This is a genomic window from Sphingobacterium siyangense, assembly GCF_023277505.1.
Classification (GTDB): Bacteria; Bacteroidota; Bacteroidia; order Sphingobacteriales; family Sphingobacteriaceae; genus Sphingobacterium; species Sphingobacterium siyangense.
This window is the reverse complement of sequence record NZ_CP080574.1, coordinates 1,681,495-1,700,641: the sequence shown is the minus strand read 5'-3', so window position 1 is coordinate 1,700,641 and position 19,147 is coordinate 1,681,495. Positions and strand designations below refer to the sequence as shown.

Here is a 19,147-nt window from a genome sequence, read left to right as displayed (position 1 = left end):
CTTAATAATCTATTTGAATTCCCAATGAAAATGTTTTTGGTGGTGTTAGACGATAGGCAAATTCAGGATCAATATGTTTCCTATTGGTCCTCCAGATTACACCTAGGTTAGCAATATTCCCATACAGCCTAAATTTCATTTCGTTCTTACCGGGTAGCCTATGTTCCCAGGCGGCATTAATATATTCCAAGCGGATATGGTCTCCTTTGAGTACATGAATTTCCGATTGGGTATAAAATGTACTGAGATTATCATTTATCGGATATTCCATTTTAGGCATGCTGGTCTGCTTTTCATCGCCAGGCTTCATCCAGCGATTTTCAAAATCGGGATAAGCCACGCCCTGCTCGAAGAGTGAGTAGTAAGACGTGGACGGCTTTTGAAAATAATAATCAGCTTTAAAGCTCATGTTAAAAGACATCGAAAATGCTTTCCACGCAAAGGTATTGATGAGATTGCCAAACAGCTGAGGTTTGGAAGAGCCGATAAAGACAATACTTTCTGAATCCGAAGCGCTCTGTAGGGACGCATTTCTGATCTTGAGATATTCTGTACTGACTTCACCGTTCAGGTATCCCTGCGGCTGCCCCTGTTCATTCAGTCCAGCCCATCGATAAGCCGCTATTGCATTTAAAGGTCTTCCTACTATCGGCGTGATGCCATTCCCATTGCCGAGAAAATTGCCGAGCCCTTGGTTCACGCTTCTATAATATGCGGTCGTTTTGTTTTTATTCAGGCTTAATACCAGACTCGTACTCCATTTGAGCCTATTGATTGTATTGATACTATTCAAAGCGAGGTCGAGTCCATGACCACGCATGGCGCCGACATTTTTGACCACTGTTGCCTGTGCTCCCCAGGTTGTATAATCATAATCTGTGGTACCATACAGGTCTTTTCCATTTTTCACATAATAGTCAACACTGCCCGAGATCCGGTTTTTAAGTAAAGCATAATCCAGTCCTAGATTGAAAGTTCCGACCTTCTCCCATCGGAGCGAAGGATCATTTAGGTTTCGGATATTTAACATGGGGTAATTCGTATAACGGGCTGTCTCAATATTTGCAATGGGTTCGGGCGTTCTGGTCAGATCAACGTTACCACTGTAACCAAATGTAGCTCTGAGCTTGAGATTATTCAACCAAGACAGCTCCATAAACTGCTCTTTACCGAGATCCCAAAAACCACCCACAGACCATAGGGGTGACCATTTATCATTTGTATTGGCTCCAAATATATTGGCTCCATCCTGCCTAAAACTGAAAGAAATGGCATATTTCTCCTTCCATATATCAGAAAAATTGATGTATGTCGAAACAAACCTATTGACCGTTTTTGTGAAATCCGGACTTCCCCCTATTGTCTGTAATAGTGCATCGGGACTGGTGCGGTAAAGGTTTATAAAGTCTACAGCCTGCGACGTCAGGGGGATGCTATTGTATCCATACACAGTATAGACTGTTCCGCTCTGTGTATTCTGCCGCATCTCAGCACCAAAGATGCCGATGAAGTGATGCGCACTCAATCGTTTATCTAAATTGAGCTGACTACGCACGGTGTACGACTGCCCCTCACTTTCGCCAATTTTATTAATTCCAGCGCGCGGCACCGGATAGCTTACTTTTCCAGTAACCGGATCCACCTGTGTAAATTTATTGATCAACAGACGAGCACTATAACTTTCCATTTCACTTAAAAACTCACTCTTGGAAGCCTGCTTTTGATATTGTCCTGAAGCGGTTAACTTGAGGTAGGGCAAGATCTGATAAGATATACCGGCCGATGCAAAGAGCTCGGTCAAGTTTTTGGTAGTCTTCGAATAGTTATATTCCGATAGCGGATAGTAAGACCAGTCTAAATAATTAGCACCAAAATTCTGGTCGAGATACGACCTTCTAAAATCCCCGTCAAACGATATTTCCTTACCGTCATTATCAAAGAACTGCATATAGGGAACCGATTTGCTACCATAGCTCAGGCTGGAATAATCAGGTCTCCCCGATTGATCCCTATGATCGGTATAGTTCACATTCAGATCTAACTGCAAGTTTGCGATCGGACGATAACTATTTGAAAATAGCAGATTCCATTTTCTATTTCGGCTATCTAATTCAGTTGTTGTTTTCGTGTAGCCTAATCCTAACCCATAACTGTTTTTTGCATTGCCGCCGGCGATATGCAAGTTATACTGCATCGACATCGGTGATCTATAAAAAGCATCTGAATAATTCTTCAAACCGTCCTGCGCCAAAAGGTTATTGATTGCCTCTGTGGAATCCAATGACGAAATCTTTCCATTTTTTGTACGGTCCAAAATATCAATTACGGGGGTCATTGCTACATAAGGAAATGATTGTAGAAAAACATCATAATGTCCTCCATCGAACAGCATCTTTTCAATAGCTATAAAATCAGCATTCGGAACCTGATATAGCTGCGACAGATTTGGGCGATCTTTAACGATCATCGTACTTCCAAACGTAATTTTATTGCGGGTATTTGTACCTATCATACCTTTCTTGGTGGTCAGTACAATTACACCATTTCCTGCCCGGGCGCCCCATATAGCACTCGCCGCAGCATCTTTCAAAACCGTAGCCGATTCAATCATCGCAGGGTCTATGTTGGTAATATCACCCTCATAGATAAACCCATCCAGCACAATTAAAGGATCAAGATTACCGTTAATGGTACTTAGTCCCCGAACAGAAACATTTAGCTTCTGCTGCATAGCATTTTTGATCGGCTGATTGTCAAAGCGAATAGCGGGAACGACATTGTTAAGACGCTGCAGGATATTGGTCCCTACCTGCTGATCCAACATTTTTCGGGAAATTACATTTATAGCCCCCGTGACTTCGTTTGCCCGAAGCGTCTGATAGCCGGTATTTACCTGTACCTCCTGCAAATAGTTTTCTTCCTTTTGAAGCAATATCACTGCATTATCTCTAAAATAACCTCCGGCCACGGTGCGGCTGTAATATCCCACCGAACTGACTGCCAACGAGTCCCTATCGACAACACCAATTAAAGCAAACTGCCCCTTGCCATCAGTACGCGTTACCTGCTGTTTATTCATCACGCGAATATTGGCATTTGGCACAGGAGATCTATCCGTACTATTTAGTACGCGTCCTTTAACCTCCATCCGTTGCATCTGCTGAGCCTTGCCCAGCAAGATGCTTACGCTGCATAGCAGCGTTAATAATCCTACTTTCATTACTTCGGACTAGTAGATTGGATAAACTAAAGGATAAGTTCTGTATTCTTTCACAGCACTAAACACTATCCCTCTTTCGTTCAGAAAAGTTAACTTTTCTTGTTCTGTCCACCGGACAAAGCCAGCAGGTATGGTGATATCGATATTAAAATTTTCCTTCTCCTTTAGTTCAGTCGGAAGATCAAAAGCATAAAAGAGATTCTGCAGAAATAGACCGATAGGAATATTCTGATAGAAAGCCTCTTCGTCTATCCCTTGAAACCGTGCAATTGAAGCCTTTCCACTGGTAAGAATGGTTTTGATCTTATCGGAGAATCGTATTTTATACAGTTCGATGCTGTCGCTTTTACGCGCGACAGCAATTTTAAAATAGTTCTGAAATTCGCGACAAAAAATATCCGCAAATTGTGGGCGGGATACCGAGTCATCGGTGTAAAACTGATACCAATACTTATTTTGGGTGCTATTTACATTCAACAACTTTTCTTTGAACTGTCTGCCGAGACGAGCATCTATGACCAGATCATTTTGTCGGAATCCTTTGAGCGCCTGCCCATAGGCTTGAAAGAGCATAAACTGTAGACTCTGATTGCCCATTTGAAGGAACGTTGTCCCATTCTTATGATTCAGATTCGGGTAAACAGGCAAATAATGGTTTCTATATCCCCCAAATGCAGAAATGTAATGCACCCCCACAGTATCCAATAGCGGTTCAGCAGCACTTCGAGTGAGGTTTTTATAATTGCCTTCGTTCTTTAACACGGCATTTCCATCCAGCAAAGCCTGAATATTTTTGTCCGTCAAAGAATGCGAGCTGGTCATGGCGATAAATGCACCATTTGGATCAATCACAGCCAATGCAGGCAGGGTGTTATGCGCAAACAAAGCGGTAAACACTGTATCATCTAATACTGTGGGTAAAGAAGGCGTAAAATTAAAATCAGCTTTAAATTTCTCAAATCTAGTCTTTATCCGTTTTGCTGTATCTTTATTCCGCTTACTATTGACCATTATGACTTGTATGTTATCCGTAAAACGCTCTTGTATCCATTCCATTTTCGGAATACCTTCAATGCAGCTCGGGCAGCCTGTTGACCAGAAGTCTAACAAGATCAATTTCCCTTTCAGATCGGCGAACTTGATTTTTTTCTTCTTCCCATTGAAATAATTGAGTTCGAGCGGCTGGTTCCATACCGCATCCGGGATCTTATCGCCCGCCTTTAGCGCCCGGATCTGAGATAGCCCATCGGCCCCGCTGTCCTTGCGAGGCGTCTGAGCTGATAAACTAAACATAGAAACTAAACATAAAAACAAGCATGTCAATACCATGCGATAGGCACGCTTATAATCTGCATCGAATAGAAGACATTTTAAAGCCCGCTGAACAACTGGACCTATTAATCCAAGCAAAGTGTTGACTCGAAACACAAAAGCCTTACAGATCGACTTAAAGAATCTTAAAACAGATCGTTCAGATTCTACTCCATACGTCAATCTAAAATCTCCCACCTGCTGAAAATCTTCGACCATCTTTTGAGTAATTCCTGCCGAATTTTTACATTTCATCTGGTTTTCATCGAGTCCGCATCGGGTTTTCATCGGTGCAGCCCGATAAGATCCCGATGAAAACTCGATGCCAATGGCATGAAAGGCAGAAGCCGGGGAGAAGTTGGTTAGGCAAAAGTCCGAAGAAGGTGATACCTCTTCCGCTCGTCGACTGACATTTGGCTCAGCTTCGAGACTTCTTTGGGACATGGTCGAGACATGTTCGGGAGCTCTTCGACTCGGCTTCGGCAGGGCTTCGAGTACGCTTCGACTCCTACCCGAAGCGCAGTCGAACAACAGTCGAAGCGTTCCCGAAGATGAGGCGACGCTGGTACGACGCATTGTCGAAGGATACTCAAACAAAACCCGAAGGCTGCCCGAAGAATCTACTTTTTTTAGAAGGTTCTGAGCGCCATTCGTACAGCGCTTTTTTAGCAGGATCGAAGTACCTTTGAAGTACGTTTTTCCTTGTCTAATTTTCTTACGCAAATTTTGCGTAATTAGTACTATATCTGTGCTTAAGTAGTGCTTCACAGGTACTTGAAATATATAGGTTATATAGCCCATTAAAAAGGCTAAAAATTTCAGGATATTCATTATTTAGTTTATTAGTGGTTTTGAGAAAGCGGATAAAAAAAATCGTAGATTTCCTTGCTACTTTCGAGTTCACAAGCGATGAATCTGTTGCTTCGGAGAAATGAAATTTCCACCTCTGACAGATTAATCTTTTTGTAGTGAATCAGAAAATAAGCCATTACCATGCGAAACAATGCGACGGAGAAACTTTGTATATCCGCTGTACTGATAGTAGGATTAAATCCCCTTTCTCGATCGAAATAAATCGTAAGCAATTCTACTAGATGATTACGACAACTGTCCATATCATACTTAGTCCAAAAATCTTTAATACATGCTACTGGATCATACTCCAGATGATGGATCTCGTACATCGCCAGGTCAAAGGCGACTAGTTTCTTTAAAAGCTCTTTCATTTTTTTGGCTTTTGAGGGCGTATATCGGCATAGATTCTTTGGAAAAAAGGATAAAACATTCCCCTATCGAGCCCAAAGTCCCAATACAGATACACTGTTAAAAAATTTATTAACTAAACCTCAGAATGCCGTTTTACTCTTTTCGTCAATGGTTATATATATGTTCGTCACGGACATCCACAATGATAGGAAGAACCGACCCTTTGTTGTATCACAACAATATTTGGGATAGAAATTTGTCTTCGAAGAAAAGTTTACCTAAATTTATGGTGCAAACAATTATTTAGAACAAGCCATCTTCATTGCCTTTTATTCTCTATTTAAATATTGAAGTATTGGGTCGGTGGCAGACACGCAAAGGGGAATTTGGCTATTCTGTTGAACAGGCATTGCCGAGCCAGTTTTTTTTGACTCCTACCCTCTTACGTACTGTGTATTGTAATTGCATCTAATCCGGCGCTCGGATTAAATTTTTGAAATGTTGCTTAGCGGAACACCGAGTAAGTCGATCCTTGATCTGGTACCGGTGTGTTAGGGATTTAAAAAATGTCGTTCTCATAATTTTTTGATTATTTAAGAACAACGTTTCTCTGAAAGTATAAACCACCTTATAAAATACAAGGGGTGGCTTGCACTTTAGACCCACGGGTGACTAGCCCATTCGTCTATGTCTCGAGAGACATTTTGACTCAGCCATCTAAAGTATACGCAAGACCACCCACATGCTTTATGTACAAAAGTAGTAAAACTTTTTAAGCATGAGGCGATCTTAACGGTTCCCTCGATGGAATTTTAGTCGTTTGTGGGTCGAGAAAACATCGTTCAATATGGCTAATAGCCTTATTGTCTAATCGCTAGACAAATATAAGAATAGGTTTCCATTAAAACAAAATAAATATAAAGGAAACCAATTAAATTTTTAACATTATGGATGAGAAGGAACTCCTAATTATAGAAATAGCAAATTTTGCAGAATATGTTTTAGCAAGAAAAACGGAATCTGGATTGCCAATTGAAAATTTTGCAAAGATGGTTGATATGACCAAGGGGGAAATTAGTAAAATTACAAATCAACAGAGAAAAAGTGTTTCTGTACACTCCTTCCATAAAATTGCTATATACTCGGGTGATATCATCGAAAATGTTATCAAGGCCGTATATACACATAGAAATTTAGAGCTAAAGACTGGAGAAGAAATTGAAGAAAGAACCAACTTTGGTATTTTCATGAGAGATGAAGTTGAAGTTCAAGGCAAGAACATGTTTGATTATATTTTGAACAAAACAGGAATTGAAAAGAAAAGGTTAACCGATATCTATTACAATGGTGGATTACCTGAGCCTTATGAATTAATACTTATCGAAAAAGCTACGGGAAGAGAAACAGGAGAATTGATTAAAAAATTTGTAACTGCGTATCCAATTAAGAAGAAGGGGGAATGATTTAGTAAGGAATACAAACTCTTAATCTGTGGGTCCTGAGTTCGAGCCTCAGCGGGGTCACTTTCAAAAAAGCCGTTTTACGTAAGTAAGATGACTTTTTTTGCACCTTTAAAGCATTTTTTTCATTTTTGCCATATTGAAAAGTTATAAAATCTATTAATTACTTCTTTGCTCAAAGAGTCTCACTTTTGTTTCGAATTTCTTTATTTTTTAATCGCTCGCCGTCCTGCGAGTTGAACGAAGGTCGTCGAAGAAAAGTGCGAAGCACGATTCAACGATCTCTATGAAATAGACAAAGCTTCTTGACGGTATTTTTGAAAAAGGGGCTTGTGACCTAGGCCTATCAAAAATATGACAAAAGCGCAGCCCGAGCGAATAGCAGGCGAGCCAAACTCTAAAACCTTGAAGATTTTTAATAGGTGCGTAGCACTATTAAAAAGATTTGGGTGCTTTTATGAAGTGGAGGGATTTATAAAACATTAATATGACAAACAGCGAAGCTATAAATATGAAATTTTATAAAATAGGGTTTCATGTTTATAAAGTTTGGCGTATCTTAATGGTATAAATTCCGAAACGGAATGCCATATACCTGTAATCATTTATATAAATAATAAAATTTCTATCAAAGCTGAAAAGTATGAACAATACACTATTTAAGAAAAAGGAATACGATGAATTAAAATGTTATATTATCAATTTAAAAATTCATTCAGATGAAGTTGATAAAGAAAAGCTTTATTCTGATTTAATAGAGCAAGTATTTAATCTCAATGGCTTTTATGTAAAAATTGGTACTAAATTTGGCTTAGATTTAAAAAAACTTGATAAATTAAATTTATCAAAAAAGGATCTAGGAGTTGAATATTCAATATTAAGCCAAAGTAGCTTTAATATATTTACAGGTGAATTCGTTAAATTTAAGATCGAAGACGAGAATGACAAATATTATAATACAATTAGTAAAGAACTAAAGCCCGGAGATCCTAACTCTATTGATAAGCCTAATGCAATTCAAATTCCCTTTTATTTTGTCCCATTAATACATAGGTTTTTTTTACCAGTTAAATCTAATGTTACTGTTAAACAGGTAGCGTTTTTTTTTGAAAAAGCGCTTTTAGAAATATATGAAAAACCAGAATTTTTTAATATTGATATCGCTAAAAGTACAGAGGAAATTGAAAAAATTTATGAATTTGAATCTTTAAAAAAAATCGAAATAACAGTTAGTTATACAAATGATGATTTGGGAGACGATGCAAAACAATTCATGGATTTATTGTTGAAAGAGGCAAATACTAATACTTACAAAGGAGAGTTTAAGGCGGAAAAGAATGATTCCTTAAATATGGAGTCGCAGTTAATTAAAGGTGGAATAGAATTGAGTAAAGAAAATGGAGATTTAGTTGCCACAGGTGAGAATAATTTTGGCAATCAAGTTGTTGTTAATACAAAAAGTAAATTTGAAGAATTCGCATTACAGATAAAGAAGGATGTGCTTCCAGTTATTTCGATTCTCAAACAAACATTAAAGAAGTGGAGATTATGAAAATATGAGTGAATTTGAAAACTCCTTTAAAGGTTTGAGGAATATAATATCAGAAAGAAAATTACATAAAAATAAGATATATTGTTTTTCTGGATTTTTAATCATTATTTTCAATGCGGTGTTCTTTTTTACTAAGAATTTTTTTTTCGATAATAGCTATTACTCAATTTTAAAAGCATATATAGGTACTTTTTTACCCGCATTTATTACTTTTAGTGGTTTTACGATGACAGCTTATTCATTAGTAGTTGGATTCTTAAATTACGGGGTGTTTAAAAGTACCATTGAAAAATGGTATAGAATAAAAATAAATTTAGAAAGGGAACAATCAAATTTAAAACTTCCTAAATATTCGCTTTATCAACATGGTATTGCATTGTTTGCACTTGCAATCCTTACTTTGGTATCAACAGTAGTATTTTTTTTAGTAATTAAGTTCTTTATTGAACTTGATTTAAAAGCTGAAAATGGGTTTGTGGAAATATTTAATGCTATATTATTAACAATAGCAATTTTACTAACCAATTATTGTTGTATTCTTATTATTTATAATGTCGTAAATATTTTTACATTTAGTCAGTCATTGAATAAATTAGTTTATGAAGAACAAAAAAAAGAGATAAAGGGGAAGAAAGAATAATTTTGATAAATGGAAGTGCTCAGAATTTTATTTAAGTGATTAAGAATGACAATACAACTGAGTATATAAAAAATTTTATTGAAAATTTGAAATAAATCCTCAACACTCATGGAAGCTCTCAGAAGTTTCAAATGACGTGTTGGGGATTGCTCATTGGGATTAACAAACGATACCAGCGGGAGTGTAACACCAACTGTGTCATAGTGTAATCTCACCCTAACTAGCTATATCCAAAACTAAATAATTCCAATCGATTGACCTCTCCTCAAATTTAAGAGTATTCTAAAGTAGAAAATTCTGCTGTTTTGACCTGTTTTTCGATAAACATTTCAGGTGTCATATCCCCTAAACAGCTGTGGGGTCTGAAGGTGTTGTACTCTTCCCTCCAGATTTCAATTTTTTCCTTCGCATCTTCCAATGACAGGAACCAATGCGCGTTCAGGCACTCGTCCCGAAAACTTCCATTGAATGATTCAATATACGGATTATCTGTTGGTTTTCATGGCATTTACGGCTATAGTTATCCACTATAGTTAAGCCGCGGATTTTCCTGCAATAGAACAGCGCATCAGCGACAAAGTCCATACTCCAGCAGTCATGTAAATTGGAAAAAACCAGTCTCTCGGATCGATGAGCGGCGGCGCGACAGCGTCTGGGCCTTTTCACCAGTAGATTTAAGCCTTCTTCCTTATAAATTCGATAAATCCGTTTTGGATTATCCCGCCAGCCTTCACGTTTCAAAAGAACGACGATCCGCTCTATGCCGTAACGGAAACGTGCTTCAGCAATGCTTTTTATGCGAAGGCGTAATGGACTGTCATCTGGTCTATGGTGTTTATAATACCAAACTGAGGTGCTCAGCAGAGATACCTCGCACGCTCTGCGTAGGGAAATTCGATAATCAGAAATGAGTCCGGTAACCATGGTTCTACGCTGCGAAGGCTTTAAAACTTTTTTTTAATACATCCTGGATCATCTGTTTGTCCAGACTAAGATCGGCCACGAGCTTTTTCAGCTGTGCATTTTCTTATTCCAATTGCCGGAGCTTACGCAGCTCCGATACCCCCAAGCCACCGTATTTCTTCTTCCAGTTGTAGAACGTAGCTTCGCTGATATCCATTTTTCTGCAGACTTTTTCCATACGGGTACCTGTCTCGGACTGTTTGATCGCAAAGGAATCTGTGCTTCGGTAAACTTTGATTTTTTCATCGTTTTTCCTCCCTTTTAAAATTAGTAATTCAAGTCCGAATTCTATACTTTTAAATGCTCCAGTTTTTTGGGGAGAGGTCAGCCTTACCTGTTTTTGGGAGGCTTCCAATATCAATATTATTGTTACAATTCCAATATTATGCTTGTTTGGTTTTTAATAATAATTTAAAGTTTAGGCTCTATCTACAATATAGCTAAAATGATCTTCATTTAAATTACTGTTCCTTAATTGTAGGTATTCTAGGAATGTTGGTGTTAGTATTCCATTTGATATTTGACTATTAGTTGTAACAGCTTTTAAGTATATTTCATGACTCCTTTCAATATTTGTTTTGTATTTTAAACGACCATCAGGTGATATAAATAATAAATTTGAGTCAAAAAGTTTATGGTGGTTATTACATAGCCATAATCCATTATCACGATTAATAGCATGTTCAATTTTTCTGTCAAGATTAATTTCTTGGGCTTGCTTTATATTAGAAACAGGCCAAATGTGTGCTCCTTGAATTATTTGAGGTATTTCACAATCACACAAACAACACTTTTTAAATCCTAGCTTATCTAGCAAGTTATATAAGTAAGAAGGTGATCTAAGACTATCATTAGTAACAAACTCGCTTCTTTCTAAAGTTATATCAGAGGTTATTACTCTAATTCCTAAATCAATAATTATTCGTCTACCGGGTTCAGGTAAACTAGATAAATTTCTTTCTCTAATCTCATAAACTTCAATAGGCAATTGTGAAACATTATTGAAAGCTAATGAAAGAAGAATCGTTTCATATTTGTTAGCCCCATATGTTTTTCCAAATATTTGAAGTGTATTAGTTTCATCAATTGAGGCATATGTTGAACAATTACCAGAGTTTCTTTTTCTATTAAAATCTCTATTTACAATAATATCCGAAATACTATTAAAACGATGATAATTCTCTGTAAGATATAAATCTTGGTTTAAAAAATTAATGCCTATTGTTTTCATTAATCGAAACATAAAAATAAAATAAACTGTTTCGATATTTCCGCGATATGGCAAAAAGTAAAAATTAATACTTTTATCAGGATTTCTTTCTAATAAATATTGAGTTAATGCAGTTGGAAAACTTTGGAAATACGAGTTTCGACCACTATTTTCAATATCAGAAAAAGAGAATGAGATATAATGGATCCACCCCTCAAATTCAAGTTTTGCTAAACGACCTTTATTATAGCTAATATCATCCCACTCAATAGCAAACTCTCTTTGCCCAGTAAGCCGTTGACAAATATCTAGTAAAATTTCATTGTTTAGGATATCTTCATAAGTGATTTCTAATCTCTGAAAATTCCTCTTTATTTTGAAAATAGCCGGCATTATAATTTGTAATTAATATTTCTTTTCTATTATTACCAAGAATTGGATCAACGTTTAAAACATTATACCCTCTTTTGGTAACCCATTTATCTAATGGTAAATTATAGTCTCCTTTGTGCTCTAAAACATATGAAATCATAAATGGCTTCTGCTGCAAGCTTAAGCAATCGACAAAGTTAAATAACTTATTTTCCGTAATTGAATTCCAGCCCAAAAAACCTCTTTTACCATCATTATAAGATCCATTAGTGAGCATATACGGTGGATCCAAATATGTGAATGTAAAATTATCTATTTCACCAATTAATTCTTCATAATTTTTACTTTCAAAAGATACATTTTTTTCTTTGATCACTCTTGAAAAACTAATCATCTTTTCAAGTACTTTATCGTTAAACCAGCGCATTCCCACAGGATTATTAAAATCATGATTTCCATTAAATCTAATTTGCTGATTAAATCCATATAAAATCAAGCTATAGAGTAACTTTGGATCTCGTTTTGCAATTGGAAATGAATTATAATAATCTCTTAATTTATTATAACTCTCAGCATTTTTAGCCTGGAGTTCAAATTTTTTGATTATTTTCTTGAGATAAAGAATATATTGATATGTATCAGTTATTTTAAAAGATTCCACAAGACCACAAACAAAATGATTTAAATCGTTATATAATACATGATCAGTATTTATGTTAATCCCAACATTAAATCCTCCACCAAAAGCATCAATAAACTTATTAAATCCCTGAGGCATATTTGTCTTAATAAAAGAAGCCATTTTAGATTTACTACCAATGTAATTAAGAGGAGATTCGTAATTTATGTGATCAACTAATTTCTTTTCAATATAAAACAAATATTCAAAATGCTCATTATCTTCCTTTGATTTAAAATTGGTATATTTCTTATAGTTTAATTTCTTACAAACAAATGTTTCTGGCTTTCCGTAGCGTTTCATGCTAGCTTCAATAAAACTTTTGGACATAAAACCATCTTTACTATAACTAAAAACTACATATTTAGCCTTTGTTTTTGCCAATATTTTGTCAAATAAAATATGAGACTTATAGTTTTTTGACCAATCAGACCTCATCGAAGTTGTGGGTCTTGAGCCAGTAATTTTGCTTAAACTAGGATTATCATTCAAAATAAGAGTTTCAAGTAAATGATATTGAGTACCATATTGATTTTGTGTATATGGTGGATCTAGATATAAAATATCACATTCAATATCAGAAATAATATCCTCTAATCTGGAATTTGAAAATTCAGTATTCTTGGGTTGAACATCTTTGGCAGGAACTCTTTTGAATTCAATTGGTTTTAATGCTCTAGAATCCCAATGTTTGAGGAATGCACCATATACACCAGCTGTATTTGAAACCACAGACACTGATTCTAGTAAACATGCTAATAAATACGCATATTCATCATCTGTAATTAAATTGTCTATTTTCCAATTTTCAATAACTTCTCTAAAGTAATCTATCCTTCCTGCATTTTCAATTGTGAAATACATCCTTTCAGATTCAGCTGGAGAATAATTACGATAAAAAAAACCTTTTATAATATTATTATTAGTGTTTAAAAATAATATAGGGTCAAATGCTAATTTTTCAAAAGTACACTTATTCGCACAAACCCGACCTCTTGTATAAATGGTACACCATTTAAGCATGTCATTTGAGACAGTATTGAACGAATCTTTTAGAGAGTCCGAAACAGCTCCAGTACCACAAAAAGCATCAAATAATGTCAGCTCTTTATCAAGTAAATCTAATTTTTCAAATAGATTTTTAATATCTGAAATTATTAATTCTTTATTTCCAATAAACCTCATTTATTCTTTATCAATTTTGAGGTAAAGATAAGCTTTTAACCTTATCTATTAGCTAGGCTAATCAGTTTTATCATTATTGATTAGTCTTGATATAAGGAGTTTTTAGGTTATATTTCATTCGGTTTCGGAATTTATTTCACTAAAATATGCCAAACTTCATAAATATGAAATCCTATTTCATAAAATTTCATATTTATAACGTCACTGTTTGTCATACTTAATGTTTTATAAATCCCTCCACTTCACAAAAACTTTTTGTCTATTGAATAATCACTGTATACATGTTCAAAATCCAATCATTTTTAGAGTTTGGTACGAATGCCATTCTCTCAGGGTTAGCTATAACTACTACCTGTGCGGGAATAGAATATACTGGTAATTCACCTCCTATAAAACAGGAAGAAAAACGAGCTGTTATATTATTGCCATAAAGATAATGTCATTTGATGATAGAATCTCCAAATATGTATTCCTGAAAATCAACAATGGCTTCATTATCTAATAATTGAAGTGCTGTAAGTACCCCATTTTTCCGACAGCTGAGATTGGACTTTTCTAATTTACGTTACTAATTGATTTATTTGTTGTTGGTGTCTAATATTTTTTGATAATTCCGCTGGTGTGAGATTCCCAAGCCCTTCATGGGGTCTGTTGTTATTATATTCTTCTATCCACGCCTGGGTATGTTCTCTTACTTCTGACAAGCTGAAAAATAAATAAGCATCCAAAATTTCCTTGCGATAACTTCGGTTGAACCGTTCGATGTAGCCGTTCTGCATAGGCTTACCGGGCTGGATAAATTGAATAGCGATGCCTTGGTCTTTACACCAGAGCTCAAAATGATGACTGGTGAATTCGGGGCCATTATCTACGCGTAGACAGAGCGGTTTGCCCCGCCAGTTTATGATTTGTTCCAGTGTTCGAGTTACCCTTAACGAAGAAATAGAAGTAGCTATTTCGATGCACAATATCTCACGGGAACAGTCGTCCATCACATTAAAGGTTCTAAACCTGTTTCCGCTGGCCAAGCTATCGCTCATAAAGTCCATGCTCCATTTTTGATTAATGCTGACCTGTTGTTCCAAAGGTTGTTTCTCCCGAGCAGGTAGCCGACGTTTGCCACGTCGCTTCTTGTTCATATTTAGCAGCTTATATACCCTGTATACTTTTTTATGGTTCCATGGCTTACCTTCTCTGCGCAGGTAGGCATATAGTTTTCGAAATCCATATACAGGATGTTTGGAAGACAGCTGATCTAATGCTGCTATAACGGCACTATCATCTTTCTTACTAACATAGTAATACTGTGAACGGCACATACCGGTCAATTTACAGGCTCCGGTGACACTCAAACCGTGATCTAGGACAATTTCCTGGGTTAACTGTTTTTGCTGCCGGAGCCCCAACCTTTTTTTGTGATGACTTCTTTTAGGATATCATGGTTCATACTCAGTTCGGCAAACATCTTTTTCAAACGTGCATTTTCTTCCTCAAGTTCCTTTAGGCGTTTGACATCTGAGGCTTCCATGCCTCCGTAACGGCTCTTCCAGTTATAAAATGTGGCCTTGCTAATTTCCAGCTCACGGCAGATGTCTTCGGTCTTTCTGCCTTCTTCGCCCTCTTTGAGTGCTCGCACAATCTGGCTTTCTGTAAAACGTGTTTTTTTCATTTTATTACTTAAATCTAAACATTTATGTCCAGTTTTAAGCTGTTTGATTTTTTGGGACTCTTACAGTGCCTCATCTAGTTTGGGAGTTTCAAGCTGATTACTAAAAATGACTTGCAAGACCGGATTTTGGTTTGCTAACGGCTGTTTCATACGATTAACAGTTAAATATAGATGGCGATTCCTACAGCGCTGCTGCAAGAAGTCATATAAGTTTATAATCAAAAGTATGGCTTAACGGTTAGTATATGATATTTAACTATTAATAACTTTATGACAATAAAAGTTAATTAATTAAACAAGTAACTTCAAGTATGAAGAAATTGGGAGTAATCTTCGACAAGGCAAATCCGAATTTTATAGTTGACAACAGTGGTAAATACATGCTGTAAAAAGTAATATCCTGAATGGACTTTTCTCTAGAAACGATGTACTATATTCACTTAATATTGTCGCGACTGGTAACACTTTACCCGGTAACCTACTTAGATAATGACTTTCAGATTAAAGTAAGTAATTTCATAATTTTGCCATCCCTCGCAGTTGTCCGGAAAATTCAGACAACTACGAGGGATGGCTGTACACAGGTGATCCTCCATTCTAATTTCTCATTTGTATTGTTTTTATAAACAAAAAAACTTCAAGAATGTGTTGATACCAATTTTTTTAAACACTTAATCAAAAAATTACATTATAAATTTCTTACAATTATAACTCCATCAGCATCAATTGAAAATAGCTTCGTATCGTCTGCACTAAAGCCTGCACTGACAACACTCGCTGCATGTTCGGAAAATGACATCTGTTTTTTCGTCTTATCCAATAGATCGATCACGAATAATAGCGCTGAGTGTTTATGACCACTACCTCCTCTAGCTATTGAACTATATCCTTTCTGAGACGCAACCATTAAATTACCTGAATGGTTGAAGCATAAGTAACTTCTTCCATGAAAGACTGTAACCTCTTTGTTCAGAGCTTCTCCAATTTTATAATCGTGTCCAATGTATTTTAAGCTAGAATCGTTAGTATTCTGTTTATTGAGATCTAAAACATACGTCTTGGTATCTGATGAATATGTTGCAAAAAAGCCAAGTTTTGAAATACCACAAACCCAAGTTGCATAACCGGGAGAGCTATACCATAGTTTATCTTTGATTGCAATATTACCTTCTATTTCCTCCAATTCTACAATACCAAAGCCACCATTATGTATACCCGGTTTGCCTACATACGCAAGATATTTATTATCAAAACTGAATGCGGCATAATTATAGTAATTCAAGTCATAAACTGGGACTTCTAATACAGTATTTCTCCTGTGATCAATGATTTCTATACTTGGGTATCGTAGTACTACATCATCAAGCTTTTGAATTACATGGTTACTTGGAAGTGAATATGTTTTTCTCAATTCATCACCATACGTTTTGATCCTATCAAGGTATCTACTTTCTTGTTCGTAATAATGTTTCTTAAAAACAGACGCTATGTTCTGATATTGTTCTCTGGAAATGAATTCTCCGGTCGATAGTATTATATATCTCGTCGCAGTCGCTAATGCAGTCGAAAATCTCTGATCGGGACTTTTGAATTTATAAAAATGATAGTTTGTAGGTTTAACTCGTGCAAAGGTATATGGATCTAATATCAACTTATTCGTCTCCTGATCCTCCACAACGATACTTCCATCATCCGAGAATTCAACAAAATTACCATCGAAAAAATCTTCGTATTCATTGGTTTGAAAATTGTATAACTGTAACCAGCCACTATCTTTACGCTTTAATAATAGCTTCTCTCCTCCTGGCAACAATCTGCTATCCTTATTATCAAAACTTATCTTTTCATCTACTAATTCAATACGGGAATAGACACGTTCATTTATATTATAACTAAATAAAACATAATTCTCATGATCTGAAGATGTTAATATTAGATGTGAATTACTTACAGAGGCTAACACTTGATTACTTATTATACTTGACTTAACGCAATGATCTTTAATAGAATATATCAAACCGTCATCATTCATCAAGAAATTTCCATATAATTTGGTTCCTGACAGGGTAAACATCCCAGCTTTATCAGCAGCGTAATTCCCCATTAAATTATCTAAATCAACAATGTCATAGCTCTTCTTTTCATTAATGTCAATCATGCTACTATACACATTATTTTTGCTAATACTTAATACTTTGGCAAATTGATCCAGATATCTAAAGTTAAATGGATGATCATTACTAGCGTAAAAAAACACATTTTCTCTACCTATCGTACAAAACTGATAAGATCCATCTATATTTCTAAAGGCCAATAGATGACGTCTGTTATAGAAAGTAGGCTGTTCTATACATTCAATTTCTTCAACTTTTTTGTTCTGACAAAAAATCTCCGTAAGGTTTTTATTCCGATCATAGCATATAACCAAATTTTTATTCGAATAAATCTCAACTATATCTTCCAAATCCTCTTTTTGAGCGGCCAATAATATTGTGTCTTGTTCAGATTTATTGACATTTAATTGAAATTGCCAAAGAATATCATTAGAGTCTAAAAAACTGCTCTGTTTTGTCTTTCTGCCAGATATGGATTTCAAATAAATTTCATTGATGGTTAATATTACTTTACAGTTGTTCCCCCTCTGTACAATCTTTATGACACCTTCTTTTCTAACCAATAGATCTACCGGAAAGCTAAATTCCCCACCAAGACCGATTGAAGTATTTGACTTTAAATAGTTAATTGCTCTTTGTTTGTAATTTTCCTCGTGGCATATCTCACCTTTCGAAAAAATAAAGTTATTGTGCTGTTCATATAGATTTTGATTAAAAGAATATATTTCTGGAAGTACAAAGGAAAAATGATAGCCACTAAAAGTATGGATATGGACTGTACCTTGGACTGCTAACATGTAATAGCCTTCTTTTAAATTTACTGCAAAAGAACTATCTTTTGATAAGATTAACTCATCATGTGGTGACTCAATATTCTGTACGATAACTTTGTCAGATACTTCTATCACTAAATATTTTCCATAATGAAATGAGCATTGCTTAACACCAGTGACTCTATATTCATATTCTTTAAAATTTTCAGACAATGGTGTCACATGGATAACATCATCAGCTTCGGTGATAAGTATTTTTTCATTTTCATAAATTAAAAGATGATCGGAATACAATTGATTATAGCGGAATGAAGGAATAGATAATTCCGCAAGACTAATCATATTGTCATCCTTAATTTTTGCCAGCAATTTCGAATCTGAATATTTTACTAAAGAATCAGGCGAAAACTCAAAGTAATCCAACTTAGTTGGATTGTTAATATCGTATATTATACAGCGATCCTTTTTAACAATAAAGATAAAAGGTATGTCATCAAATAGATAAGCAGACTTATAAATGGAACTCCCCAGAATATAGGAATCCCGTACCTCAAAATCACAGTATTCACCATCCTCTCGTTGTACTCGATATAAACCCGGTTTCGAAGGTCTATAATAATAATACTGATTGCCATCAGCCTTCCTGGGCAGTGGTTTAATTACCTTCTCATCACGAAGTAATATTAATTCCAGATCTTGGTCATTAAAAATCCCGAATGTATTATTTAAATATCCAAGGGATGGAAACACTCTAATATCTTTACTCATATTCTTTCTAACTATAATTTTCAAT

At 35.6% G+C, this 19,147-nt stretch carries 10 protein-coding genes and 1 pseudogene; 3 read left to right on the top strand and 8 right to left on the bottom strand.

All coding sequences use genetic code 11. The annotated features are described in order from the left end of the window. Position 1 precedes the first annotated feature (1 nt). From K2F45_RS06945 to K2F45_RS06935, 3 genes are read right to left on the bottom strand one after another with little or no spacing between them, the layout of a single operon-like run. A complete protein-coding gene (locus K2F45_RS06945) occupies positions 2–3,220 on the bottom strand; it encodes a SusC/RagA family TonB-linked outer membrane protein (protein ID WP_248933230.1) in 3,219 nt (1,072 codons plus the stop codon). Between the two features lie 9 nt (positions 3,221–3,229). Continuing rightward, positions 3,230–5,362, bottom strand: a complete 2,133-nt coding sequence (locus K2F45_RS06940; protein WP_248933229.1) for a TlpA family protein disulfide reductase — start codon at positions 5,360–5,362, stop codon at positions 3,230–3,232. Between the two features lie 11 nt (positions 5,363–5,373). Further along, positions 5,374–5,757 (bottom strand): hypothetical protein, encoded by a 384-nt coding sequence (locus K2F45_RS06935; protein ID WP_248933228.1) that lies wholly within the window; start codon positions 5,755–5,757, stop codon positions 5,374–5,376. 927 nt (positions 5,758–6,684) lie between these two features. Here K2F45_RS06935 and K2F45_RS06930 point away from each other — a divergent pair. The 3 genes from K2F45_RS06930 to K2F45_RS06920 all read left to right on the top strand — a co-directional run bounded on the left by K2F45_RS06930 (position 6,685) and on the right by K2F45_RS06920 (position 9,389). Continuing rightward, the gene (locus K2F45_RS06930) at positions 6,685–7,200 is read left to right on the top strand and encodes a hypothetical protein (RefSeq protein ID WP_248933227.1); all 516 of its coding nucleotides are present in this window, start codon (positions 6,685–6,687) and stop codon (positions 7,198–7,200) included. Positions 7,201–7,840: 640 nt separating this feature from the next. Continuing rightward, the gene (locus tag K2F45_RS06925) at positions 7,841–8,749 is read left to right on the top strand and encodes a DUF4747 family protein (protein ID WP_248933226.1); all 909 of its coding nucleotides are present in this window, start codon (positions 7,841–7,843) and stop codon (positions 8,747–8,749) included. Between the two features lie 4 nt (positions 8,750–8,753). Further along, on the top strand, positions 8,754–9,389 hold the full coding sequence (locus K2F45_RS06920) for a hypothetical protein (RefSeq protein WP_248933225.1): 636 nt from the start codon (positions 8,754–8,756) through the stop codon (positions 9,387–9,389). Between the two features lie 271 nt (positions 9,390–9,660). Here K2F45_RS06920 and K2F45_RS06915 read toward each other — a convergent pair. The 5 genes and pseudogenes from K2F45_RS06915 to K2F45_RS06895 all read right to left on the bottom strand — a co-directional run bounded on the left by K2F45_RS06915 (position 9,661) and on the right by K2F45_RS06895 (position 19,122). Further along, positions 9,661–10,598, bottom strand: a pseudogene (locus tag K2F45_RS06915) (integrase core domain-containing protein). Positions 10,599–10,770: 172 nt separating this feature from the next. Continuing rightward, the gene (locus tag K2F45_RS06910; RefSeq protein ID WP_248933224.1) at positions 10,771–11,955 is read right to left on the bottom strand and encodes an HNH endonuclease signature motif containing protein; all 1,185 of its coding nucleotides are present in this window, start codon (positions 11,953–11,955) and stop codon (positions 10,771–10,773) included. Next, a complete protein-coding gene (locus K2F45_RS06905) occupies positions 11,900–13,798 on the bottom strand; it encodes a DNA adenine methylase (RefSeq protein ID WP_248933223.1) in 1,899 nt (632 codons plus the stop codon). The genes K2F45_RS06910 and K2F45_RS06905 overlap by 56 nt, the downstream gene beginning before the upstream one ends. 560 nt (positions 13,799–14,358) lie before the next feature. Continuing rightward, positions 14,359–15,467, bottom strand: a protein-coding gene (locus tag K2F45_RS06900; protein WP_420833019.1) for an IS3 family transposase whose coding sequence is annotated in 2 segments (ribosomal slippage) — positions 14,359–15,198 and positions 15,201–15,467 — 1,107 coding nt in all. Because the reading frame shifts where the segments join, the coding sequence is not laid out codon by codon here. 688 nt (positions 15,468–16,155) lie between these two features. Next, entirely contained in the window at positions 16,156–19,122 is a 2,967-nt protein-coding gene (locus K2F45_RS06895) for a hypothetical protein (RefSeq protein ID WP_248933221.1), read from the bottom strand. Between the last annotated feature and the right edge of the window lie 25 nt (positions 19,123–19,147).